Here is a 22597-nt window from a genome sequence, read left to right as displayed (position 1 = left end):
TTCTACCCTTGACCATGGAAAGCCCGTAGATGAGCGCCCAGCCCGGAACCCTGCACGTCGTCGCCACGCCGATCGGCAACCTCGCCGACCTGACGCCGCGCGCCCAGGAGACGCTGCGCACGGTGGCGGCGATCTGCGCCGAGGACACCCGCCGCAGCGGCCAGCTGCTGGCCCACTTCGGCATCGAGCGGCCGTTGCTGGCGCTGCACGAACACAACGAGGAGGCGCTGTCGCAGCGCATCGTCGCGCGCCTGCTGGAGGGCCAGTCGCTGGCCCTGGTCAGCGACGCCGGCACCCCGCTGGTCAGCGACCCCGGCTACCGCCTGGTGCGCGCCGCACGCGCGGCCGGGGTCCGGGTCAGCCCGGTGCCCGGCGCCTGCGCGGCGATCGCCGCGCTCAGCGTGGCCGGCCTGCCCAGCGACCGCTTCGCCTTCGAGGGCTTCCTGCCGGCCAAGGCCTCGGCGCGCCGCGAGCGCCTGGTCCGGTTGGCCAGCGAACCACGCACCCTGGTGTTCTACGAAGCCTCGCACCGCATCGCCGAGTCCCTGGCCGACTGCCGCGCCGCCTTCGGCGATGCCCGCCCGGCCGTGATGGCGCGCGAACTGACCAAGCTGTTCGAGACCGTGCTCGACGGCACCCTGGCCGACCTGCACGCCCGGGTCGAGGCCGACGACAACCAGCGCAAGGGCGAGTTCGTGCTGATGGTGCAGGGCGCCGGCGACGACGCCGACGCGCAGCTGGCCGAAGGCCGCCGCGTCTACGCCAAGCTCAGCGAACACCTGCCGCCGTCCACCGCCGCCAAGCTGGCCGCCGAACTGACCGGTGCGTCGCGCAAGGCGCTTTACGGCGGTTGAGGGGGCGATAACGCCCTGCGGCAATGCGATCGCCGGCCAGTCGTCTTTGGCGACTGCGTTCTCAGGCGACTTTCGAATAATCAAACCCTGCCTGTTCGGCCTCCCATCCCAGCATCGCCAAGCCAATGCTCTTGGGGACGGGCTTTTCGCCGCTGCGGTAGTAGGCGAGCATGCGCCGGCTCAAGCCCAATGCTTCGGCGGCTGAATCCAACGTCATGTCGTGGCGATGCATCCAGGCGATGATCTGCTGGTGGGAATAGTCACCGGCTTGCTCGATCGCGAGTGCGCGCAGGTTGTCGCTGGCGAGCGCCAACTCGTCGTTGCCGTCGAAGATGACGCCGCGCTGCCATTCGTCGAGCGAGACCTTATGGAAAACGTGCGGCAGCCGTGCCTTTTTCAGGGAAGGATGCGAGGCCAAGACCTCGCTGAGGTCGACAGTGCAAGTGAAGCCGTCGGCAAAGGTCAGTGCAAGTTCGCGCGCCGCGACTGCCTTCACCTTGGTAATGACGAATTGAGGTTGGTTCATGGATTCAATTCCTGCCATCGGGCGATGAGGGTGGCTTTGTTCGCCGCGGCTCATTCAAGCGCGGCGCTCAATTCGCGTCGGCTCAGGCGGCCGGACAGAACTGCCAGGGTGTCGATGACGATCAGCGCTTCCCGACCATCTCGGGTACGCACATGGAAGTGAGGCGGCAGATGGTCGGCCGCATACATCGTGACAACGCTGTTGGCGAAACGGACGATCGTCGGCATGTGCGGAACATAGTGCAATGATTGCACTTTCGCAACAAGGATCCTGTTCGCAGCGGGTCGGAGGCCGGAAGGGGGGGGGGGGCATCAACGCCTGGCGCTCCGCGCCCTCAGTGAAGGTTTGGAGTTTTCGACGTTCTGAAAAAAGTGGCGGAGCCGGCCGATAAGCCGGGTTCTGTCGTGGACAGTCATTCTTCTAGGCGCACCGTCACCGGTACGCTCAAGCAACCTACCCGGACCCGACGCGGGCCGCGCCATGAGGTCCCTATTTGGTCTTGCTCCAGGTGGGGTTTGCCGTGCCGGTCCGTTACCGGACTCGCGGTGCGCTCTTACCGCACCATTTCACCCTTACCGGCCTGCTTGCGCAGACGTAGGCGGTATCTTTCTGTTGCACTAGTCCGTCGGCTCGCGCCGCCCAGGCGTTACCTGGCACCTTGCCCTATGGAGCCCGGACTTTCCTCGGCATCCCGCCGCACCGAAATGCGATGGGATGACGCGACTGTCTGGCCGGCTCCGCCGCGGGCATTGTCGCATGTTAAGACGGGACCCGGGTCCCGCAAATGCCAAAGCCGTACCTCTGACGGGCGATGCAGCCGAAAGCAGCCTCGGCCGCCTGCATCATCATCATCGCTTTTCCGGGTCCCTGGCCCCCGCACCTGGGTCCCGGTTTTCCAGTCGCGTCTCCCCAATGAACACTCCGTCCGGGCCGAACCGTCGCTCATGGATCCAGCCGTGGCCGGCGGCGTCCACCGCGACGATGGTGCTGGCGCGGGTGCCGTAGTCGTGGCCGCGGATGAAGGCCGGCGACAGCCGCCGTTCCAGGTCCGGGCCGACCCCTGTGTCGGGTAGGTCGGCCGGGTCGGCCAGGGTCTCGTCGGCCAGCGCCCGCCACAGCGGTGTTAGGTCGTCGTCGCCGGCGGCGATCCAGGCGGTCACGGCCGCGCGCAGGCGCAGGGTCTTGGGCCAGGGCGCGTCCAGCGCGCCGTTGGACATGCCATGCACGCCCGGTTCCAGGGCGCTGCGGCCGGGCGGGTGGTTGCCCACGTAGGCGGCGCCGGCGGCATCGGCCAGCAGCAGGTTGAACGGCGGATAGGTGTCGGCGCGCGCGGCCAGCGCGTCGGCGAAGGCCGCTGCCGGCTCGGCGCCGGTCAGGTAGTCGGCGATCAGCGCGCCGCGCGAGGCGCCGGACATCGACGCCAGCGGGTCGCGCACGTTGGTGACCACGGCGCAGCGGCCGGCGGCGTCCAGCCCCACCCAGGTGCCGCCGGAGCGCAGGTCGCGCCCGGCCAGCAGGCGCTGCGCCGGGGCCGGCCAGCGCTGCAGCGGCGCGGTCGGGCGGGCGTGGAATTCGTCGCGGTTGCCGACCAGCAGCAAGCGCCATCGCGGGTGCGCAGCGTGCGCGAGAACGACCAGACACATGCCCGGCAGTGTGCGCGCTTGCGCAACGCGGCGCGAGCCCAGGCGCCATGTCGACAGCCGGTGACGATGGCCTTAACGCCCCGTACACAGGCCTGAATTTCCGTTCAATCTCAAAATTTGAGACGAAACAGTAACTTGTGGATAAGCCTTGAACAAGTCTCTAAAGATCGTTGCAAACCATTGATCCCGCTAGCGATTTACCGCTCGCAAAGTTGTTGACAACCAGTTGCGCGCTGCTAAGGTGGGCACTTGAGGGGAAACCGGGTTTTTTGTGGTTTTTCGTGGTTCAATGACCGCCCAGGCGGATTCGGAAAGGTGCAGGCGTCGTGTTTCAGGGCGAGACCGCAATCACTGTGGACGACAAGGGGCGTATGGCGGTTCCCACCGCGTACCGCGACCTCGTCGCGCGCGTGAGCGGCAATCGGCTGGTGCTGACCTACAACCCGTTCGAGGCCGGCTGCCTGTGGCTGTATGCGGAGAAGGAGTGGGAGCGGGTCCGTGACGACGTCATGGCCAAGCCCAACACCCAGCGCGTGGTGCGGGTCCTGCAGCAAAAGCTGGTGGGTTCGTCGGCGGCGCTGGAGCTGGACGCCAACGCCCGCATCACCATTCCGCCGAGCCATCGCGCCGCGGTGGGCATTGAAAAGCGCGCCGTGCTGTTGGGCATGGGCGACAAGTTCGAACTGTGGAGCGAGCAGGCTCATCGCGCACTGATCCAGCAGACTTTGTCTGACGAGGATCTGGGCGATGGATTGCTCGATCTGAAGTTGTGAGTCGGGGTGTCCGGATGCGCGGACAGGCGCAGGCCGGTCACCTCCCGGTGTCGCAACCATCGGCGGCGCATGTGCCGGTGTTGTTCGCGCAGGTCCTGGACGGGCTGCAGGTGATCGAAAACGGAATCTATCTGGATGGCACGTTCGGGCGTGGCGGACACGCGCGCGGGGTGCTGCACAAACTCGGCCCAGGAGGCCGGCTGCTGGTGATGGACAAGGATCCCGAGGCGATCGCCGAAGCCGAACATGCGTTCGGCGGCGACGCGCGCGTGTCCATCTATCGCGGCAGCTTCGCCGAGCTGGGCCAGTGGGACGCTGCCGTTGCCCTGGACGGAGTGCTGTTCGACCTGGGCGTGTCCTCGCCGCAGCTGGACGTGGCCGCGCGCGGCTTCTCCTTCGGCAAAGACGGCCCGCTGGACATGCGCATGGACCCGGACGCCGGCGAGAGCGCCGCGCAGTGGCTGGCGCGCGCCGAGGAGCGCGAGATCGCCGACGTGCTGTGGACCTACGGCGAAGAGCGGCAGAGCCGGCGCATCGCTCGCGCCATCGTCGCCCGCCGCGAGAAGCAGCCGCTGACCCGCACCGCCGAACTGGCCGAGCTGATCGCCAGCGTGATGCCGCGCGGCGACAGCAAGACCCACCCGGCCACGCGCAGCTTCCAGGCCATCCGTATCCATATCAATCGCGAACTGGCCGATCTGGAAACCGGCCTGGACGCGGCGCTGGCCCGGCTCAAGCCCGGCGGCCGCCTGGCGGTGATCAGCTTCCACTCGCTGGAAGACCGCATCGTCAAGCAGTTCATGCAGCGCCACGCCAAGGCCCCGCCGAGCAACCGCCGCCTGCCGGAGGCCACCACCTTCGTGCCGACCCTGCGCCTGCACGGCGGCGCGATCAAGGCCGACGCCGACGAACTGGCGGTGAACCCGCGCGCGCGCAGCGCGGTGTTGCGGGTGGCGGAGAAGCTGGGAGTGGGGAATCGGGAATCGGGAATCGGGAAAGGCGAAAGCAAGAGCGCGCTTCCCGGTACGGAAGGTTTCCGTGCGCAGTCGACCGGCTCTTCCCCATTCCCCATTCCCGTTTCCCCATTCCCGCCGGCGCATGGCGCGCTCCACAGGAGCGCCCAATGAGCCGGTTGCTGCTGCTCGTGCTGCTCGCCTGCACCATCGCCTCGGCGATCGGGGTGGTGTACATGCGCCATCGCCATCGCCAGTTGTTCGTGGAGCTGTCGCGGCTGGAGCACAACCGCGACGAGCTGAACATCGAGTTCGGCCGGCTGCAGTTGGAGCAGGCGACCTGGGCGGAGAGCAATCGCGTCGACCAGGTCGCGCGCGAGCGGCTGGGGATGAAGTTCCCCGAGACCGGCGACATCGTGGTGGTGCGTCCGTGAACAAGAGCGGCCGCAATCGCCCCCGCAGCAACTTCAACCTGCGCGGCCGCCTGGTGCTGGTCGGCGCCGCGCTGGGCCTGTGCTCGGTGACCCTGATCGGCCGCGCGGCCTACGTGCAGCTGATCAACAGCGACTTCTACCAGCGCCAGGGCGAGGCGCGCTACCTGCGCGAACTGCCGATCGCCACCTCGCGCGGCATGATCACCGACCGCAACGGCGAGCCGCTGGCGGTGTCCACGCCGGTGGAGTCGATCTGGGTCAATCCGCAGGAACTGCTGCGCAGCCCGGACCGCATCCCGCAGCTGGCGCAGGCGCTGGAACTGCCGGTCGACGAACTCACCGCCAAGCTGTCGCAGAAGGCGGACAAGGAGTTCATGTACCTCAAGCGCCGGATCAATCCGGACAAGGCGCATGCGGTGGTCGCGCTGGGCATCCCCGGCGTGTTCTCGCAGCGCGAATTCCGCCGCTTCTACCCGCAGGGCGAAGCGATGGCGCACGTGCTGGGCTTCACCAACATCGACGACCGCGGCCAGGAAGGGCTGGAGCTGGCGTTCGATTCCTGGCTGCGCGGCAAGCCGGGCGCCAAGCGGGTGATCCGCGACCGCAAGGGCGCGATCGTCGAGAGCATCGACCTGGTCAAGCCGGCGCAGCCGGGCAAGGACCTGACCCTGAGCATCGACCGCCGCATCCAGTTCCTGGCCTACAAGGAACTGCGCAACGCGCTGGTCGAGAACAAGGCCGCCGGCGGCTCGATCGTGATCATGGACGTGGCCACCGGCGAGATCCTGGCCATGGTCAACCTGCCGACCTACAACCCCAACGCGGTCAACGGGGTCAACCCGGACGTGCGCCGCAACCGCGCGGTCACCGACCTGGTCGAGCCGGGCTCGACGATGAAGCCGCTGACCATCTCCACCGCGCTCAAGGCCGGGGTGGTGACCAAGGACACGCTGATCGACACCAACCCCGGCTACATGTCGGTGGGCCGCTTCACGATCAAGGACGTGCCGCGTAACAACGGCGTGCTGACCGTGACCGGGGTGATCACCCGCAGCTCCAACATCGGCGCGGCCAAGATCGCGGCCAAGCTGCCGGACCAGACCTTCTACGACCAGGTCCACAGCTACGGCTACGGCAGCTCCCCGCACAGCGGCTTCCCCGGCGAATCGGCCGGCGTGTTCCCGTCGCCGGCGCGCTGGAGCGGCTCCTCCAAGACCACCATGTCCTACGGCTACGGCCTGTCGGTGACGCCGCTGCAGATCGCCCGCGCCTACTGCGCGCTGGGCAACGGCGGGCGCCTGGTGACCCCGACTTTCGTCAAGGGCCAGCACGAGGACAGCAAGCAGGTGCTGGACCCGGCGATCTCCAAGGAAGTGGTGGCGATGATGGAGACCGTGGTCACCCAGGGCGGCGCCAAGGGCGCGGCGATCCTGGGCTACCACGTCGCCGGCAAGACCGGCACTGCGCGCAAGGCCGGCCCCGGCGGCTACGAGCGCGGCCACTACAACGCGCTGTTCGCGGGCCTGGTGCCGGCGAGCAACCCGCGCTTCGCCACGGTCATCGTGATCAACGACCCGCAGGGCGCCAAGTACTACGGCGGCTTGGTCTCGGCGCCGGTGTTCCACAACGTGATGGAAGGCGCGCTGCGGCTGATGGACGTGCCGCCGGACGACATCCAGTCGTGGCTGGCCGCGCAGGCCGCCGGCAAGAGCGGCCACGCGCCGCCGCCGGCGCCGGTGGAGCCGGATCCGGCGACAGTGCCCGACGCCGCCGCCGAAGTCGATGCCGCGCTGCCCAGCGCGCGCGCCGTGGCGCCGCCGGCGCCGGCCGCGTTGCCGGCCCCGCTGCAGGAGACCCGCCAGTGACCCGCGCGATGTCGCTGTCGCAACTGCTGCCGGGTGTGGCGCTGCCGCATGACGTGCAGGTGTCCGGGCTGGTCATGGACAGCCGCGCGGTGCGCCCGGGCGATGCCTTCGTGGCGATCGCCGGCTTCGGCGCGCACGGTCTGGGCTTCGTCGAACAGGCGCGCGCCAACGGCGCAGTCGCGGTGCTGTACGACCCGCCGGCCCCGGCCGAGCTGCCGGCGCCGGCCGACGCGATCGCGGTGCCGGGCCTGCGCGCGCGCATGGGCGCGATGGCCGACCAGTTCCACGGCCATCCGTCGCAGACCATGACCATGGTCGGGGTCACCGGCACCAACGGCAAGACCTCCACCGTGCAACTGCTGGCGCAGGCCTGGCACCTGCTGGGCACGCGCAGCGGCAGCATCGGCACCCTCGGCGCTGGCCTGTACGGGCAGGTGCAGCCGACCGGCTTCACCACGCCGCTGGTGCTGCCGCTGCACGCGCTGCTGGCGCAGCTGCGCGACGCCGGCGCGCAGGCGGTGGCGATGGAAGTCAGCTCGCACGCGCTCGACCAGGGCCGCGTGGACGCGGTGCATTTCGACGTGGCGGTGTTCACCAATCTCACCCGCGACCATCTCGACTACCACGGCGACATGGCCAGTTACGGCGCCGCCAAGGCGCGCCTGTTCGCCACGCCGGGGCTGAAGTCGGCGGTGGTCAACCTGGACGATGCGTTCGGCCGCGAGTTGCTGGGCACGCTGGATCCGGCGCTGCGCCGCATCGCGGTCAGTTCGCGCGGCCAGGATGGCGCGCAGGTGCGCGCCGAGGCGCTGCGCCTGGACGCGCGCGGCATCGGTTTCACCCTGGCGATCGGCGAGGAGCGGCATCCGCTGCAGTCGCCGTTGCTGGGCCGTTTCAACGTCGACAACCTGCTGGCCGTGGCCGGCGCGCTGCACGCGCTGGACGTGGCGCCGGTGCGCATCGCCGCCACCCTGGCGCAGCTGCAGCCGATCCGCGGGCGCATGAACCGGCTCGGCGGCAACGGCGCGGAACCGTTGGTGGTGGTCGACTACGCGCATACGCCCGACGCGCTGGAACAGGCGCTGCAGAGCCTGCGCGCGCACGCGCAGGGCCGCATCACCTGCGTGTTCGGCTGCGGCGGCGAGCGCGACACCGGCAAGCGCCCGCAGATGGCGGCGATCGCGCAGCGCCTGGCCGAGCGCGTGGTGGTCACCGACGACAACCCGCGTGGCGAGGACGGCGACCGTATCGTCGCCGACATCGTGGCCGGTTTCGACGGCATGCAGGCGGTGCAGGTACAGCGCGACCGCGCGCAGGCGATCGCCATGGCGGTCGCCGACGCCGGCGCCGAGGACATCGTGCTGATCGCCGGCAAGGGCCACGAGCCGTACCAGGAGATCGCCGGCGTGCGCCATCCGTTCGACGACACCGAGGTCGCTGCGCAGGCCCTGCGCGCGCATGCGGCGGAGGCGGCCCGATGAAGCGCCTGCCGTTGTCGATGATCGCGCACTGGGCCGGCGCCGAGCTGCACGGCGACGACGTGGCGATCGATGCGATCAGTCACGACACCCGCAGCCTGGCCGCCGGCAGCCTGTACGTGGCGCTGCGCGGCGAGCGTTTCGATGGCCACGCCTTCGTCGCCGACGCCGCCGCGCGCGGCGCCAGCGCGCTGCTGGTGGAGCGCGTGCAGCCGCAGATCGAACTGCCGCAGATCGTCGTCGCCGACACCCAGCTGGCGCTGGCGCGGATCGCCGCCGGCATGCAGCGTGGCCGTGCCACCCGCGTGGCCGCGATCACCGGCAGCAACGGCAAGACCAGCGTCAAGGCGCTGCTGCTGGCGATCCTGCAGCATGCCTGCCGCATCGACGGCGGCAGCGTCTACGCCAATCCCGGCAACCGCAACAACGAGATCGGCCTGCCGCTGGCGGTGATCGAGGCGCCGGACGACGCCGACTACGCGATCTACGAGATGGGCGCCGGCAAGCCGGGCGACATCGCCTATCTCACCGACATTGCGCCGCCGCAGGTGTCGCTGGTCAACAACATCGCCGCTGCGCACCTGGAGCGCATGGGCAGCCTGCTCGGCGTGGCGCAGACCAAGGGCGCGATCTACACCGCGCTGCCGGCCGACGGCACCGCGGTGATCAATGCCGACGACGCCTTCGGCCTGTGGTTCGAGCAGCGCCTGGCGAGCGGCGAGGCGCGGCCGCAGGTGCTGCGCTTCGGCCTGCAGCCGGGCGCCGAGGTCGGTGCCGCGCAGGTCCGCATGGCCGCCGACCGTACCCAGTTCGTGCTGACCACCCCGCGCGGCGACGTCGAGGCGACGCTGCCGTTGCCGGGCCGGCACAACCTGCAGAACGCCCTGGCCGCCGCCGCGCTGGCGCTGGCGCTGGACGTGGCGCCGGCGCGCATCGCCGCCGGCCTGGCGCAGGTGCAGCCGGTGCCGGGCCGGCAGATCACCCACGCGCTGCCCAACGGCGCGGTGCTGATCGACGACAGCTACAACGCCAACCCCGGTTCGCTGGCCGCGGCGATCGACGCCCTGGCCGCGGCCGGCGGCGAGCGCTGGCTGGTGCTGGGCGACATGCGCGAACTCGGCGCCGGCGCCGAGGCGCTGCATGCCAGCGGCGGACGCCGCGCGCGCGATGCCGGGCTGACCCGGCTGTACGCGCTCGGCCCGCTCAGCGCCCACGCCGCGCAGGCGTTCGGCGAGAACGGCCGCGTCTTCGACAGCCATGCGGCGCTGATCGAGGCGCTGCAGCGCGATCTGGCCGCGGTGGCCGGGAATCGGGAATCGGGAGCCGGGAATCGGCAAGAGCAGGATCAAGAGCAGGAAGTGAAGCAGATGCATGACAACACCAGCGCGCTGTCCGATGGCGCGCTCCCACGGGTCCCGGGTCCCGGGTCCCGGGTCCCGGCCACGCTCCTGATCAAGGGCTCGCGCGGCAGCGCCATGGACACCGTGGTCCGCGCGCTGCTGAACCAGGCACAGGAGGCGCCGCATGCTGCTTGAACTCGCCCGCTGGCTGCAGCAGCTCGAAAGCATGTTCGGGCTGTTCGGCTATCTGACCTTCCGCGGCATCCTCGCGGCGCTGACCTCGCTGTTCCTGTCGCTGTGGCTGGGCCCGGCGGTGATCCGCAAGCTGGCGCAGTTCAAGGGCGGCCAGCCGATCCGCCAGGACGGCCCGCAGACCCACTTCTCCAAGGCCGGCACCCCGACCATGGGCGGCTCGCTGATCCTGCTCACCGTGCTGCTGTCGGTGCTCCTGTGGGGCGACCTGCGCAACCGCTACGTGTGGCTGGTGCTGGCGGTGATGCTGGCGTTCGGCGTGATCGGCTGGTACGACGACTGGATCAAGATCGTGCGCCGCGACCCGAACGGGCTGAAGTCGCGCTGGAAGTACCTGCTGCAGTCGATCTTCGGCCTGGCCGCGGGCCTGTTCCTGTACTACACCGCCGACGTGCCGGCGGCGATCACCTTCTACATCCCGATGTTCAAGTCGATCGCGCTGCCGCTGGCCGGGATCAGCTTCGTGGCCATCGCCTACTTCTGGATCGTCGGCTTCTCCAACGCGGTCAACCTGACCGACGGCCTGGACGGCCTGGCGATCATGCCGACGGTGCTGGTGGCCTGCGCGCTGGGCGTGTTCGCCTATGCCTCGGGCAACGCGGTGTTCTCGGCCTACCTGAAGATCCCGACCATTCCCGGCGCCGGCGAACTGATCATCATCTGCGCGGCGATCGCCGGCGCGGGCCTGGGCTTCCTGTGGTTCAACACCTACCCGGCGATGGTGTTCATGGGCGACATCGGCGCGCTGGCGCTGGGCGCGGTGCTGGGCACCATCGCGGTGATCGTGCGCCAGGAACTGGTGCTGGTGATCATGGGCGGCGTGTTCGTCATCGAGACGCTGTCGGTGATGATCCAGGTCGCCTCGTTCAAGCTCACCGGCAAGCGCGTGTTCCGCATGGCGCCGATCCACCACCACTTCGAGCTGAAGGGCTGGCCGGAGCCGCGGGTGATCGTGCGCTTCTGGATCATTTCGGTGGTGCTGGTGCTGGTCGGCCTGGCCACGTTGAAGGTGCGCTGATGAACGACCCCGCCCGCCAAGCGACCCGCCTGGAGGCCATCGGTGGCCGCTACGACCCGTGGCTGCTCGGCGCCGCGGTGGCGCTGGCGTCGCTGGGCGTGGTCATGGTCGGCTCCAGCTCGATCGAGCTGACCACCAGCCCGTTCTACTACCTGAGCCGTCACCTGCTGTTCCTGGCCGGCGGTGTCGGCCTGGCGATCTGGGCGATGCGCACCGAGCTGAAGAACATCGAGCAGTACAACCAGTTGCTGTTGCTGGCCTGTTTCGGCCTGCTGCTGGTGGTGTTCGTGCCGGGCCTGGGCAGCACCGTCAACGGCGCGCGGCGTTGGATCAACCTGGGCATCTCGCGCTTCCAGACCGTGGAAGCGGTGAAGGTGCTGTACATCGTGTGGCTGTCCAGCTACCTGGTGCGCTTCCGCGACGAGGTCAACGCGACCTGGCCGGCGATGCTCAAGCCGCTGGGTGTGGCGGTGGCGCTGGTCGGCCTGCTGCTGCTGCAGCCGGACTTCGGTTCCTCCACGCTGCTGCTGGCGATCACCGCCGGCATGCTGGTGCTGGGCGGGGTGAACCTGCCGCGCATGTCGATGCCGATCGTGATCGGCCTGCCGGTGTTCGCCTTCATCGCGATCCTCGAGCCGTACCGCCTGCGCCGCATCACCTCCTTCCTCGATCCGTGGGCCGACCAGCTCGGCTCCGGCTACCAGCTGTCCAACGCGCTGATGGCGGTGGGTCGCGGCGAACTGTTCGGGGTCGGCCTGGGCGGTTCGGTGCAGAAGCTCAACTACCTGCCGGAAGCGCACACCGACTTCATCTTCTCGGTCATCGCCGAGGAACTGGGCTTCGTCGGCGTGTGCCTGATCATCTCGCTGTACGCGCTGCTGGTCGGCCGCGCGTTCTGGCTGGGCATGCGCTGCGTCGAGATGAAGCGTCACTTCTCCGGCTACATCGCCTTCGGCATCGGCCTGTGGATCAGCCTGCAGAGCTTCGTCTCGGTCGGCGTGAACCTGGGCATCCTGCCGACCAAGGGCCTGACCCTGCCGCTGATCTCCGCCGGTGGTTCCAGCGTGCTGATGACCTGCGTGGCGATGGGGCTGCTGCTGCGCGTGTCCTACGAACTCAACCGCGCCGAGCGCCAGGTGGCACTGGTACGCAGCGACGCGGCGATGCCGGTCAAGCAGACCGTGGACAACGCCGAGGACCTGCACGCCGCGCGCGAGGCCAGCGCCAGCGCGGTCGCCGCGGCGATCCAGGGCGGCGCCCCGGGGCGCGGCACCAGCCGCATGCAGCCGCGCGTCGAACCCACCTTCGGGAGGCTCGGATGAGCGCGGTGCAGGGCGGTCGTCCGGTGATGATCCTCGCTGGCGGCACCGGCGGGCACATCTTCCCAGCGCTGGCCGTGGCCAAGGTGCTGCGCGCGCGCGGCGTGCCGGTGGTATGGCTGGGCGCGGCCGGGCGCATGGAAACGCGGCTGGTGCCGGAGCACGGCATCGAGCTGGACACCATCGAGATCGGCGGGCTGCGCGGCAAGGGCGCGCTGGCCCTGTTCGGCGCGCCGGTGCGGGTGATGCGCGCGGTGCGCGCCGCCGGCTTCGTGCTGCGCCGGCGGGCGCCGCGCGCGGTGATCAGCTTCGGCGGCTTCGCGGCCGGTCCCGGCGGCCTGGCCGCGCGCCTGCTCAAGCTGCCGCTGCTGGTGCACGAACAGAACCGCGCGCCGGGCCTGACCAACAAGGTGCTGGCGCGGGTCGCGCGGCGCGTGCTGACCGGCTTCCCCGGCAGCTTCGCCACGCGCGAGGAAGCGGTGGGCAACCCGGTGCGCGCCGAGATCGCCGCGCTGGCGCCGCCGGCGCAGCGCCTGGCCGCGCGCCACGGCGCGCCGCGGCTGCTGGTGCTGGGCGGTAGCCAGGGCGCACGCGTGCTCAACCAGGCGCTGCCGCAGGCGCTGGCCGCGCTCGGCACGGCCGTCGAGGTGCGCCACCAGTGCGGCGAAGCGCTGCGTGAGGAAGCCGCGCGCGCCTACGCCGACGCCGGCGTCGCCGCCAGCGTCGAAGCCTTCATCGGCGACATGGCCGCCGCCTACGCCTGGGCCGACCTGGTGGTGTGCCGCGCCGGCGCCTCGACCCTGGCCGAACTGTGCGCGGTCGGCATCGGCAGCGTGCTGGTGCCGTTCGCCGCCGCCGTCGACGACCACCAGACCCGCAACGCCGAATACCTGGTCGAGCGCGGCGCCGCCGTGCTGCTGAAGCAGGACGATGCCCTGGCCGGCCACCTGCAGCGCGTGCTGCGCGACCTGCTGGCGCAGCCGGCGCAGCGCCTGGTCATGGCCGAGGCCGCGCGCCAGCTGGCCAAGCCGGATGCGGCCGAGCGGATTGCGGACATCGTTTTGGAAGAAGCCGGGAATGGAGAACCGGGAATGGGGAATGGGTACAAGCACAATCAAGGGCAGAATCACGCAGTGACACACGCAGACACGAACACGCGGCAGGCACGGATCGCTGCAGCCGCCGCGCTTCTTCCAATTCCCGATTCCCGTTTCCCCATTCCCGCCTCCGCAGGAGGCCAGCAATGATCCGCCGCCTCCACGACACCGGTGATCTGGTCCGTGCGTTCCCGCGCGTGCACTTCGTCGGCATCGGCGGCACCGGCATGAGCGGTATCGCCGAGGTCATGCTGACCCTGGGCTATGAGGTCTCCGGCTCGGACAACGCCGACAACGCGGCGACCCGGCGCCTGGTCAAGCTCGGCGCGCGGGTGATGCGCGGGCACTCGGCGGCCAACGTGCTCGGTACCGACTGCGTGGTGGTGTCCAGCGCGATCCGCGAAGACAACCCGGAACTGATGGAGGCGCGCAGCCAGCGCATTCCGATCATGCCGCGCGCGGCGATGCTCGCCGAACTGATGCGCTTCCGCCGCGGCATCGCGGTGGCCGGCACCCACGGCAAGACCACCACCACCAGCTTGGCCGCGGCGGTGCTCAGCGAAGGCGGGCTGGACCCGACCTTCGTGATCGGCGGGCAACTGCTCGCCGCCGGCGCCAACGCCAAGCTCGGTGGCGGCCAGTGGCTGGTGGCCGAGGCCGACGAGAGCGACGGAAGCTTCCTGCGCCTGAACCCGCTGATCTCGGTCATCACCAACATCGATGCCGATCACCTGGAGAACTACGGCAACGACTTCGCCCGGGTCCAGGCGGCGTTCGCCGAGTTCCTGCAGCGCCTGCCGTTCTACGGCCTGGCGGTGCTGTGCATCGACGATCCGGAAGTGGCCGCACTGGCGGCGAAGACCCCGCGCCACGTGATGAGCTACGGCCTCAGCGAGAACGCCGACGTGCGCGCCGAGGACGTGGTCCAGGACGGCCCGCGCATGCGCTTCACCCTGCGCCTGCCCGAAGGCAGCAGCATCCCGGTGACCCTGGCGCTGCCGGGCCGCCACAACGTGCTCAACGCGCTGGCCGCCGCCGCCATCGGCTGGCAACTGGGCGTGGGGCCGGAGGCGATCGCCAGCGCGTTGCAGAGCTTCGCCGGCATCGGCCGCCGCTTCAACGACCTGGGCGAAGTGACCACCGCCGGCGGCGCGCGCGTGCGCGTGGTCGACGACTACGGCCACCACCCGCGCGAGCTGGCCGCGGTGTTCGCCGCCGCCCGCGGCGGCTGGCCGGACAAGCGCCTGGTGGTCGCGTTCCAGCCGCATCGCTACAGCCGCACCCGCGACCAGTTCGACGCCTTCGCCGCGGTGCTGTCGGAAGTGGACGCGCTGGTGCTCAGCGAGGTCTACCCGGCCGGCGAGGCGCCGATCCCGGGCGCAGACGCGCGCTCGCTGGCGCGCGCGATCCGCGCGCGCGGCCGCAGCGAACCGGTGGTGGTCGGCCAGGTCGGCGAACTCGACAGCGTGCTGCCGGACGTGCTGCAGGACGGCGACCTGCTGCTGATGATGGGCGCGGGCGACATCGGTTACGTGGCCCAGCACATCGCCCAGCATGGCTTCGCCGGCGGAGCCGACGCATGAGCGCGCAGACCCTGCCGCCGCCGCGCGTCACCGACCCGGCCGCGTTCGGCCGCGTCGCCGTGTTGCTCGGCGGCACGTCCAGCGAACGCGAGGTGTCGCTGAACTCCGGCGCCAACGTACTCGAGGCGCTGCGCAGCCGCGGCGTCGACGCGCAGCCGGTGGACGGCATTCCCGCCTTGCTCGAGCGCATCCGCGCCGGCGAAGTCGATCGCGTGTTCAACATCCTGCACGGCGGCGACGGCGAGAACGGCGTGCTGCAGGGCCTGCTGCGCGCGCTGCAGGTGCCGTTCACCGGCCCCGACGTGCTCGGCAGCGCGCTGACCCTGGACAAGATCCGCACCAAGCAGGTGTGGATCGCCGCCGGCCTGCCGACCCCGGGCTTCGCCCGCATCGACGCCCAGGCCGACCTGGCCGCGGCCGCCGCCGCGCTGGGCTACCCGCTGTTCGTCAAGCCCGCCTGCGAAGGCTCCAGCGTCGGCGTGTTCCGCGTGCTGTCCGAGGCCGACCTGGCGCCGGTGCGCGCCTTCGCCGCCGACTACCGCGGCGAACTGCTGATGGAGCAGATGGTGCAGGGCGAGGAGTACACCGTCGGCATCCTCGGCGACGTCGCGCTGCCGTCGATCCGCATCGTCCCCGCCGGCGACTGGTACGACTACCACGCCAAGTACATCGCCGAGGACACCCAGTACCTGTGCCCGGGCATGCAGGGCGAGGACGAGACCCAGATCCGCCAGCTCGCGCTGCAGGCCTTCGCCGCGGCCGGCTGCAGCGGCTGGGGCCGCGTGGACGTGATGCGCGACCGCGTGCGCGGCCTGCAACTGATCGAGGTCAACACCGCCCCGGGCATGACCAGCCACTCGCTGGTGCCCAAGGCCGCGGCGCAGCTCGGTGTGGATTTCGCCGGCCTGTGCTGGCGCATCCTGGAGCAGACGCTGTGACGCCGGGAATCGGAAATCGGGAATCGGGAATGGGCAAGAGCGGTGCCGCGTGCGCGGCCGCTTGTGCCTTGCCCATTCCCCATTCCCGATTCCCCATTCCCGCGCACCGGAAGGTGCGCGCATGAACGCCTCCCTGCGCATCCTCGCCTGGCTGCTGGCGCTGGCCCTGGTCGCGCTGCCGATCGTGGCCGTGCTCAACGGCTGGGTCGGGGCCGAGCGCTGGCCGCTGAGCCGGCTGCAGGTGAGCGGCGATTTCAAGCGCGTGTCCGCCGAGCAGTTGCGCCAGGTGGTGCTGCCGTATGCGCGCCGTGGTTTCTTCGCGGTGCGCCTGCAGGATGCGCAGGACGCGATCGAGCGCCTGCCGTGGGTCGAGAGTGCGCGCGTGCGCAAGCGCTGGCCGGACGTGCTGGAAGTGCGCGTCGTCGAACACCGCCCGTTCGCACGCTGGGGTGCGGACCGCATGCTGTCCGAGCAGGGCCGCATCTTCGCCCTGCCCAACGAACTGCGCGACGTGGCGCTGCCGCATCTGGCCGGCCCGGACGCCAAGGCCGCCGACGTGGTCGCGCTGTACAACACCTCGCGCGCACTGTTCGCGCCGGTCGGCCTGCCGGTGCAGGGCGTGGCACTGGACGCGCGCGGCAGCTGGTCGCTGGCGCTGGGCAACGGCGTGCAGGTGGTGGTCGGCCGCGACGACGCGCGCGCGCGCCTGGAGCGCTTCGCCCGGGTGCTGCCGCAGTTGCTGCAGCCGGGCCAGCCGCCGCTGGCGCGCGCCGATCTGCGCTACACCAACGGATTCACCGTGGCATGGGTACCCGAGAGCAAAGAGCCGAGTAAGGAGCCGGGCAAGGAGAAGAAGCCCGCGGCGCCGGCCCAGCCCGCGCGGCACGCGGCACTGGCCGACCCTCCATCCCATCGCGAGAGCCCGCTCTTCTCCCTTCCCCATTCCCGATTCTCTATTCCCGGCTCCAAGACATGAACCGCAAAGGCGACAAATCCCTCATCGTTGGACTGGACATCGGCACCTCCAAGGTCGTCGCGCTGGTCGGCGAATACTCGCCCGGCAACCCGATCGAGGTGATCGGCATCGGTTCGCACGAGTCGCGCGGGCTCAAGCGCGGCGTGGTCGTGGACATCGAATCCACCGTGCAGTCGATCCAGCGCGCGATCGAGGAAGCCGAGCTGATGGCCGGCTGCGAGATCCGCTCGGTGTACGCGTCGATCTCCGGCAACCACGTGCAGTGCAAGAACTCGCCGGGCATCGTGCCGATCCGCGACGGCGAGGTGACCTGGAACGACCTGGACCGCGTGCTGGAAGCGGCCAAGGCGGTGGCGATCCCGGCCGACCAGCGCATCCTCCACGCGATCCCGCGCGAGTACGTGCTGGACGATTCGCAGGAAGGCATCCGCAACCCGGTCGGCATGACCGGCGTGCGCCTGGAGGTGCACGCGCACTTGGTGGTGTGCGCGCAGTCGGCCGCGGCCAACATCAGCAAGTGCGTGCAGCGCTGCGGCCTGCAGGTGGACGACCTGATCCTGTCCTCGCTTGCGTCCTCGGTGGCGGTGCTGACCGCCGACGAGCGCGAGCTGGGCGTGGTGCTGGTGGACATGGGCGCCGGCACCACCGACCTGGCGGTGTTCGTGCAGGGCGCGATCTGCCACACGGCCTCGCTGCCGATCGCCGGCGATCACGTCACCAACGACATCGCGCACATGCTGCGCACGCCGACCCCGGAAGCCGAGCAGATCAAGGTGCGCTACGCCTGCGCGCTGGCGCAGCTGGCCACCGCCGAAGAAAGCATCCAGGTGCCCAGCGTCGGCGACCGCCCGCCGCGGCGCATGCCGCGCCATTCGCTGGCGCAAGCGGTGCAGGGCCGCTACGAGGAAATCTTCGAGATGGTGCAGGCCGAACTGCGCCGCTCCGGCTTCGAGGAACTGGTGCGCGCCGGCATGGTGCTGACCGGCGGCGCCTCGAAGATGGAAGGCGTGGTCGAACTGGCCGAGGAAATGGTGCAGATGCCGGTGCGCGTGGGCATTCCCCAGCACGTCACCGGCCTGGGCGAAGTCGTCGGCAACCCGGTGCACGCCACCGGCGTGGGCCTGCTGCTGATGGGCAGCCAGATCGAACACCCGCGCCGCCCGTCGCTGCCGACCGGCCGCGCCGGCAGCTTGTTCAAGAAATTGAAGAACTGGTATCGCGGCGAGTTTTGAGGGCCGGGAATGGTGAATCGGGAATTGGGAATGGGTAAGAGCAAAAGCAAAGGCAAAGGCAGTGCTGCGGTGAGATCGGTGGAGAGCGGTGAGAGAAGGTAGGTAGGCGTGGTTTTTTTGCAATTCCGCTGAGGAAAGGGTCCCGGGCTGGAGACGCGCTGTTGCGATTCCCCACTCCCGATTCCCCATTCCCAGCTTCCAAACAACAACACTCGCCGAAATGCGGGTGTCGGGACAGCGAACGGAGCGATCCGATTCCCCATTCCCGATTCCCCATTCACGGCTCAAAGAGGAAACGGACATGGCGCATTTCGAACTGATTGAAAAGATGGCACCCAATGCAGTGATCAAGGTGGTCGGCGTGGGCGGCGGCGGCGGCAACGCGGTCGCGCACATGGTCAGCAGCAGCGTGGACGGCGTGGAGTTCATCACCGCCAACACCGACTCGCAGGCGATCAAGAACTGCGGCGCCAAGCTGCAGCTGCAACTCGGCACCAACGTCACCAAGGGCCTGGGCGCGGGCGCGAACCCGGAAGTCGGCCGCCAGGCCGCGCTGGAAGACCGCGAGCGCATCATGGACGCGCTGCAGGGCGCGGACATGGTGTTCATCACCGCCGGCATGGGCGGCGGCACCGGCACCGGCGCCGCGCCGGTGGTGGCGCAGCTGGCCAAGGAAATGGGCATCCTGACCGTGGCCGTGGTCACCAAGCCGTTCCCGTTCGAAGGCCGCCGCCGCATGCAGGTGGCGCTGAAGGGCATCGAGGAACTGAGCCAGCACTGCGACTCGCTGATCACCATTCCGAATGAAAAGCTGATCACCGTGCTCGGCCGCAACGCCACCATGATCCAGGCGTTCCGCGCCGCCAACGACGTGCTGCAGGGCGCGGTGCAGGGCATCGCCGACCTGATCGTGCGTCCGGGCCTGATCAACGTCGACTTCGCCGACGTGCGCACCGTGATGTCGGAAATGGGCCTGGCGATGATGGGCACCGGCTCGGCCCGCGGCGACGACCGCGCGCAGGCCGCCGCCGAGGCCGCGATCCAGAACCCGCTGCTGGACGACGTCAACCTGGCCGGCGCCAACGGCATCCTGGTCAACATCACCGCCGGCCCGGACTTCACCATGGCCGAGTTCGACGAGATCGGCCGCACCATCGAAGGCTTCTCCTCCGAGGACGCCACCGTGGTGGTCGGCACCGTGCTGGATCCGGACATGCAGGACGAAGTGCGGGTGACCGTGGTCGCCACCGGCCTGAACCGCGCGGTGTCGCGCCAGTCGCAGCGTCCGGAGCAGCGTGCGCCGATCAAGCTGGTGCGCAACGCCACCACCGGCCAGCCGGAGTTCGGCGACTTCGAGCACGGCGGCGATGCCGTGTCCAAGGCGGTCGGCGGTGCGATGGGCCTGGGCCTGCGCCGTCCGAGCGGCGAGTCGATGAGCACCGCGGCGTCCGCCCCGGCGCCGGCCGCGGCCGACCTGCCGAGCGACTACCTGGACATCCCGGCGTTTCTGCGCCGCCAGGCCGACTGAGGTCGATGCGTCATCGGCCGGCGTTCGCGCCGGCCCGCAACACCGCCGTCCAGGAGCGCCTCCCTGGCCGGCGCGCCGTGTCCCTTGCTGCCGGGTCCCCGCGACCCGGCAGGTTTTTGCGACCGCGACGCCGGCACGGGCCAGCGTTGCACCGATGGGATGCTGTGACCGCTTTGTTAAAATTTAGCTAAACGCGTGATATTCTCGTTGTCTGTTCAGTTCCCGTGCGAACAGACGTTCCCAGACTGTCTGCCATGACCCAGCAACGCACCCTCAAGAACACGATCCGCGCCACCGGCGTGGGCCTGCACAGCGGCGACAAGGTCTACATGACCCTGCGCCCCGCACCGGCCGACCACGGCATCGTGTTCCGACGCGTGGACCTGGATCCGGCGGTGGACGTGCCGGCCGATGCCGAACTGGTCACCGAGACCACGCTGTGCACCGGCCTGAGCCGCGGCCAGGCCAAGATCCAGACGGTGGAGCACCTGATGTCGGCGATGGCTGGCCTCGGCGTGGACAACGCCATCGTCGAACTGTCCTCGGCCGAACTGCCGATCATGGACGGCTCGGCCGGTCCGTTCGTGTTCCTGCTGCAGTCGGCGGGCATCGTCGAGCAGGACAAGGCCAAGCGCTTCATCCGCATCAAGCGCGAAGTGGAAGTGCGCGACGGCGACAAGATCGCCCGTTTCGTGCCCTACGACGGCGGCTACAAGCTCGGTTTCACCATCCAGTTCGACCACCCGATGATCCCGGCCAAGCAGTCGCGCCAGGAGATCGAGTTCTCGACGATGGCCTACATCAAGGAAATCTCCCGCGCGCGCACCTTCGGCTTCATGCGCGACCTGGAGTACATGCGCGAGCGCAATCTCGGCCTCGGCGGTTCGATGGACAATGCCATCGTGCTCGACGAGTTCCGTGTGCTCAACGACGACGGCCTGCGCTACGCCGACGAGTTCGTGCGCCACAAGATCCTCGATGCGATCGGCGACCTGTACCTCGCCGGCGGTGCCATCCTCGGCGCCTACGAGGGCTACAAGTCCGGCCACGCACTGAACAACAAGCTGGTCCGTGCCCTGCTCGCCGAACAGGCGGCCTGGGAGTGGGTCAGCTTCGAATCCGCCGCGCAGCAGGCGCCGGTGGCTTACGGGGCGGCGGCTTACGCCTGAACCGTTCAACCCGGTGACGGCCGGGTGGGTATCACGGAATCGGCAATCGGCCGTTCCTTCTTCTCCCCTTAACGCCGATTTAACGAATCGGTAACGACCTCGCGCCCGACGCCCGCTAGGATGCGTCGGTCGCGGCGTGCGTGTCTACGTACGTCGACGGCCACGGTCGGAGCCCGTGGTCGCATCGGGCGTCGCGGAGACGACGTCCTGCAGGGAAGCCAGGGCCTCGCGCAACCCCTTGTGCGTGGCCGCAGAAACCGGAGCCGGCGTGCTTCTTGCCTGATGCATTGGGGAATGCGCGGGCGCAGTCGCAGTCTTGACGGTCACTTTGGTGGCTTTCAGCCCGAGGGAACGGGCCGCAGCAAGGATGTCGGCCTCGGCCAGCCTGACCCGGGCGTGCCAGACCGGAGACTCAACGAGAAAAACGAGCTGTTCGCCGTTCACATTGGCCAACCGGCAACGGGGCGCCAGGTTCGGCGGCAAATGGGGGCGTAACTGCCGGTCCAGCGCGTCGAGCCACAGGGCGCGGCGCAACGGGTCGCCCGCCTTGTCCGCCAGTGCGGCGTCCAGCGCCGGCTGCGGCGTGGCGGTATGGCCTTCGCCGGACTTTCGCTTAGACATGAAAACTCATATGACGTTCAAGAAGATCGTAATCCGTTCCAGTGAAAAGGGGGTCAAGACATTGCCGTGGCGATTGCGCGAATTCGCCGATCGTCGCCCCCTCGCCGCGCTCGGTGCGGTGCTCGGCCTCGGCATGGTACTCGGCATCGGCGTCAGCGCCGCAGCCGGATGGGGTGGTTCGGCGCAGATGCGCGCCAAGCTCGAGCGGCAGGACCAGGAACTGGCGCAGGTGCGCCGCGACGCGCAGACCCAGGTCAACGCCCTGGCGGCGCGGCTGGGCGAACTGCAGGCGCAGGCGACCCGGCTCAACGCGCTCGGCGATCGCCTGACCCGCATGGGCAAGCTGCAGGACGGCGAGTTCGATTTCGACCAGCCGGTCGGCGTCGGTGGCGGCGACGACGAGCCCAGCCACGACATGCCCGCGCAGCAGCTCGGCAAGGAACTGGACGGGCTGCAGCAGCAGTTCGCTACCTCCGGCCAGCAGCTGTCGGTGCTCGAATCGCTGCTGTTCGACCACCAGCTGGACCAGAACGCGGTGCCCTCGCGGATGCCCATCCGCAACAGCTACATCACCTCGGCCTTCGGCGGCCGCGCCGATCCGTTCGGCCGCGGCACCGGCAACCACAAGGGCATCGACTTCCACGCCAACGTCGGCGACCCGGTGCTGGCGGTGGCCGACGGCGTGGTCAGCTACGCCGGCGTGCGCGGCGGCTACGGCAATGTGGTCGAGGTCGACCACGGCAACGGCTATGTCACCCGCTACGCGCACAATTCGCGGCTGTCGGTGAAGGTCGGCGACCTGGTGCGGGTCGGCCAGGAAGTGGCCAAGGCCGGTTCCACCGGCCGTTCCACCGGTGCCCACGTGCATTTCGAGGTCTGGAAGGACGGGGTGGTGGTGAACCCGGCCAAGTTCCTCGGCGATGGCGCCATTCCGGTGGGCCGCCGCGGCCGTGGCTGAGCCGCGCGGGGGCTGGCGTGCCGGCGCTTGAATCGTCGGG

General features: G+C 69.6%; 21 protein-coding genes and 1 other RNA gene. 17 read left to right on the top strand and 5 right to left on the bottom strand.

Going from position 1 to position 22597, the window contains the following annotated elements:
- Positions 1-29: 29 nt before the first annotated feature.
- Complete coding sequence (gene rsmI / locus RAB70_RS21010) at positions 30-854, top strand: 16S rRNA (cytidine(1402)-2'-O)-methyltransferase (RefSeq protein WP_148827899.1); 825 nt, start codon at positions 30-32, stop codon at positions 852-854.
- Positions 855-915: 61 nt separating this feature from the next.
- Here the strand turns inward: rsmI and RAB70_RS21005 are convergent, their stop codons facing one another.
- The 4 genes from RAB70_RS21005 to RAB70_RS20990 form a co-directional block, all read right to left on the bottom strand.
- Positions 916-1380: a DUF2442 domain-containing protein gene (locus RAB70_RS21005; RefSeq protein WP_017911117.1), complete on the bottom strand. Its 465-nt coding sequence runs from the start codon at positions 1378-1380 to the stop codon at positions 916-918.
- A gap of 50 nt (positions 1381-1430) precedes the next feature.
- The gene (locus RAB70_RS21000) at positions 1431-1607 is read right to left on the bottom strand and encodes a DUF4160 domain-containing protein (RefSeq protein WP_211352236.1); all 177 of its coding nucleotides are present in this window, start codon (positions 1605-1607) and stop codon (positions 1431-1433) included.
- 145 nt (positions 1608-1752) lie between these two features.
- Positions 1753-2119, bottom strand: an RNA gene (gene rnpB / locus RAB70_RS20995) — RNase P RNA component class A.
- Between the two features lie 109 nt (positions 2120-2228).
- Positions 2229-3023: an NRDE family protein gene (locus tag RAB70_RS20990; RefSeq protein ID WP_148827898.1), complete on the bottom strand. Its 795-nt coding sequence runs from the start codon at positions 3021-3023 to the stop codon at positions 2229-2231.
- A 371-nt stretch (positions 3024-3394) separates the two neighbouring features.
- On the opposite strand from RAB70_RS20990, the gene RAB70_RS20985 reads away from it, so the two are divergent.
- From RAB70_RS20985 to lpxC, 15 genes are all read left to right on the top strand, one after another.
- Positions 3395-3796, top strand: a complete 402-nt coding sequence (locus RAB70_RS20985) for a division/cell wall cluster transcriptional repressor MraZ (protein WP_010344444.1) — start codon at positions 3395-3397, stop codon at positions 3794-3796.
- 14 nt (positions 3797-3810) lie between these two features.
- Positions 3811-4923, top strand: coding sequence for a 16S rRNA (cytosine(1402)-N(4))-methyltransferase RsmH (gene rsmH, locus RAB70_RS20980; protein ID WP_148827913.1), 1113 nt, complete (start codon positions 3811-3813; stop codon positions 4921-4923).
- Positions 4920-5183: a cell division protein FtsL gene (ftsL, locus tag RAB70_RS20975; protein WP_010344441.1), complete on the top strand. Its 264-nt coding sequence runs from the start codon at positions 4920-4922 to the stop codon at positions 5181-5183. The genes rsmH and ftsL overlap by 4 nt, the downstream gene beginning before the upstream one ends.
- A complete protein-coding gene (locus RAB70_RS20970; RefSeq protein ID WP_043093186.1) occupies positions 5180-7048 on the top strand; it encodes a penicillin-binding protein 2 in 1869 nt (622 codons plus the stop codon). The genes ftsL and RAB70_RS20970 overlap by 4 nt, the downstream gene beginning before the upstream one ends.
- Before the next feature lie 8 nt (positions 7049-7056).
- Positions 7057-8529, top strand: coding sequence for a UDP-N-acetylmuramoyl-L-alanyl-D-glutamate--2,6-diaminopimelate ligase (locus RAB70_RS20965; RefSeq protein WP_408068880.1), 1473 nt, complete (start codon positions 7057-7059; stop codon positions 8527-8529).
- Positions 8526-10061 carry a UDP-N-acetylmuramoyl-tripeptide--D-alanyl-D-alanine ligase gene (gene murF / locus RAB70_RS20960; protein WP_148827896.1) on the top strand — a complete coding sequence of 512 codons (1536 nt, stop codon included), beginning with the start codon at positions 8526-8528 and terminating at the stop codon, positions 10059-10061. Before RAB70_RS20965 ends, murF begins: the two co-directional genes overlap by 4 nt.
- Positions 10051-11136 (top strand): phospho-N-acetylmuramoyl-pentapeptide-transferase, encoded by a 1086-nt coding sequence (gene mraY, locus RAB70_RS20955; protein WP_010344435.1) that lies wholly within the window; start codon positions 10051-10053, stop codon positions 11134-11136. Before murF ends, mraY begins: the two co-directional genes overlap by 11 nt.
- Positions 11136-12458: a putative lipid II flippase FtsW gene (ftsW, locus tag RAB70_RS20950; protein ID WP_043093180.1), complete on the top strand. Its 1323-nt coding sequence runs from the start codon at positions 11136-11138 to the stop codon at positions 12456-12458. The genes mraY and ftsW overlap by 1 nt, the downstream gene beginning before the upstream one ends.
- Positions 12455-13702: an undecaprenyldiphospho-muramoylpentapeptide beta-N-acetylglucosaminyltransferase gene (gene murG / locus RAB70_RS20945; RefSeq protein ID WP_225851546.1), complete on the top strand. Its 1248-nt coding sequence runs from the start codon at positions 12455-12457 to the stop codon at positions 13700-13702. Before ftsW ends, murG begins: the two co-directional genes overlap by 4 nt.
- Positions 13699-15135: a UDP-N-acetylmuramate--L-alanine ligase gene (gene murC / locus RAB70_RS20940; RefSeq protein WP_148827895.1), complete on the top strand. Its 1437-nt coding sequence runs from the start codon at positions 13699-13701 to the stop codon at positions 15133-15135. Before murG ends, murC begins: the two co-directional genes overlap by 4 nt.
- A complete protein-coding gene (locus RAB70_RS20935) occupies positions 15132-16073 on the top strand; it encodes a D-alanine--D-alanine ligase (protein WP_148827894.1) in 942 nt (313 codons plus the stop codon). The genes murC and RAB70_RS20935 overlap by 4 nt, the downstream gene beginning before the upstream one ends.
- A gap of 121 nt (positions 16074-16194) precedes the next feature.
- Positions 16195-17049: a cell division protein FtsQ/DivIB gene (locus RAB70_RS20930; protein ID WP_017912956.1), complete on the top strand. Its 855-nt coding sequence runs from the start codon at positions 16195-16197 to the stop codon at positions 17047-17049.
- Positions 17046-18281 carry a cell division protein FtsA gene (gene ftsA, locus RAB70_RS20925; protein WP_010340121.1) on the top strand — a complete coding sequence of 412 codons (1236 nt, stop codon included), beginning with the start codon at positions 17046-17048 and terminating at the stop codon, positions 18279-18281. The genes RAB70_RS20930 and ftsA overlap by 4 nt, the downstream gene beginning before the upstream one ends.
- Positions 18282-18582: 301 nt before the next feature.
- On the top strand, positions 18583-19809 hold the full coding sequence (gene ftsZ, locus RAB70_RS20920) for a cell division protein FtsZ (RefSeq protein ID WP_017912957.1): 1227 nt from the start codon (positions 18583-18585) through the stop codon (positions 19807-19809).
- Positions 19810-20063: 254 nt separating this feature from the next.
- On the top strand, positions 20064-20978 hold the full coding sequence (lpxC, locus tag RAB70_RS20915; RefSeq protein ID WP_010340119.1) for a UDP-3-O-acyl-N-acetylglucosamine deacetylase: 915 nt from the start codon (positions 20064-20066) through the stop codon (positions 20976-20978).
- 144 nt (positions 20979-21122) lie between these two features.
- Here lpxC and RAB70_RS20910 read toward each other — a convergent pair whose 3' ends face one another.
- Positions 21123-21599, bottom strand: coding sequence for a DUF721 domain-containing protein (locus tag RAB70_RS20910; protein WP_148827893.1), 477 nt, complete (start codon positions 21597-21599; stop codon positions 21123-21125).
- Positions 21600-21609: 10 nt separating this feature from the next.
- Between RAB70_RS20910 and RAB70_RS20905 the strand changes: the two genes are divergently transcribed.
- Positions 21610-22557, top strand: coding sequence for a M23 family metallopeptidase (locus RAB70_RS20905; RefSeq protein WP_017916714.1), 948 nt, complete (start codon positions 21610-21612; stop codon positions 22555-22557).
- Positions 22558-22597 lie beyond the last annotated feature (40 nt).

The sequence above is a fragment of the Xanthomonas sontii genome, from assembly GCF_040529055.1.
Taxonomy (GTDB): domain Bacteria; phylum Pseudomonadota; class Gammaproteobacteria; order Xanthomonadales; family Xanthomonadaceae; genus Xanthomonas_A; species Xanthomonas_A sontii.
This window is presented reverse-complemented; position numbering and strand designations above follow the sequence as displayed.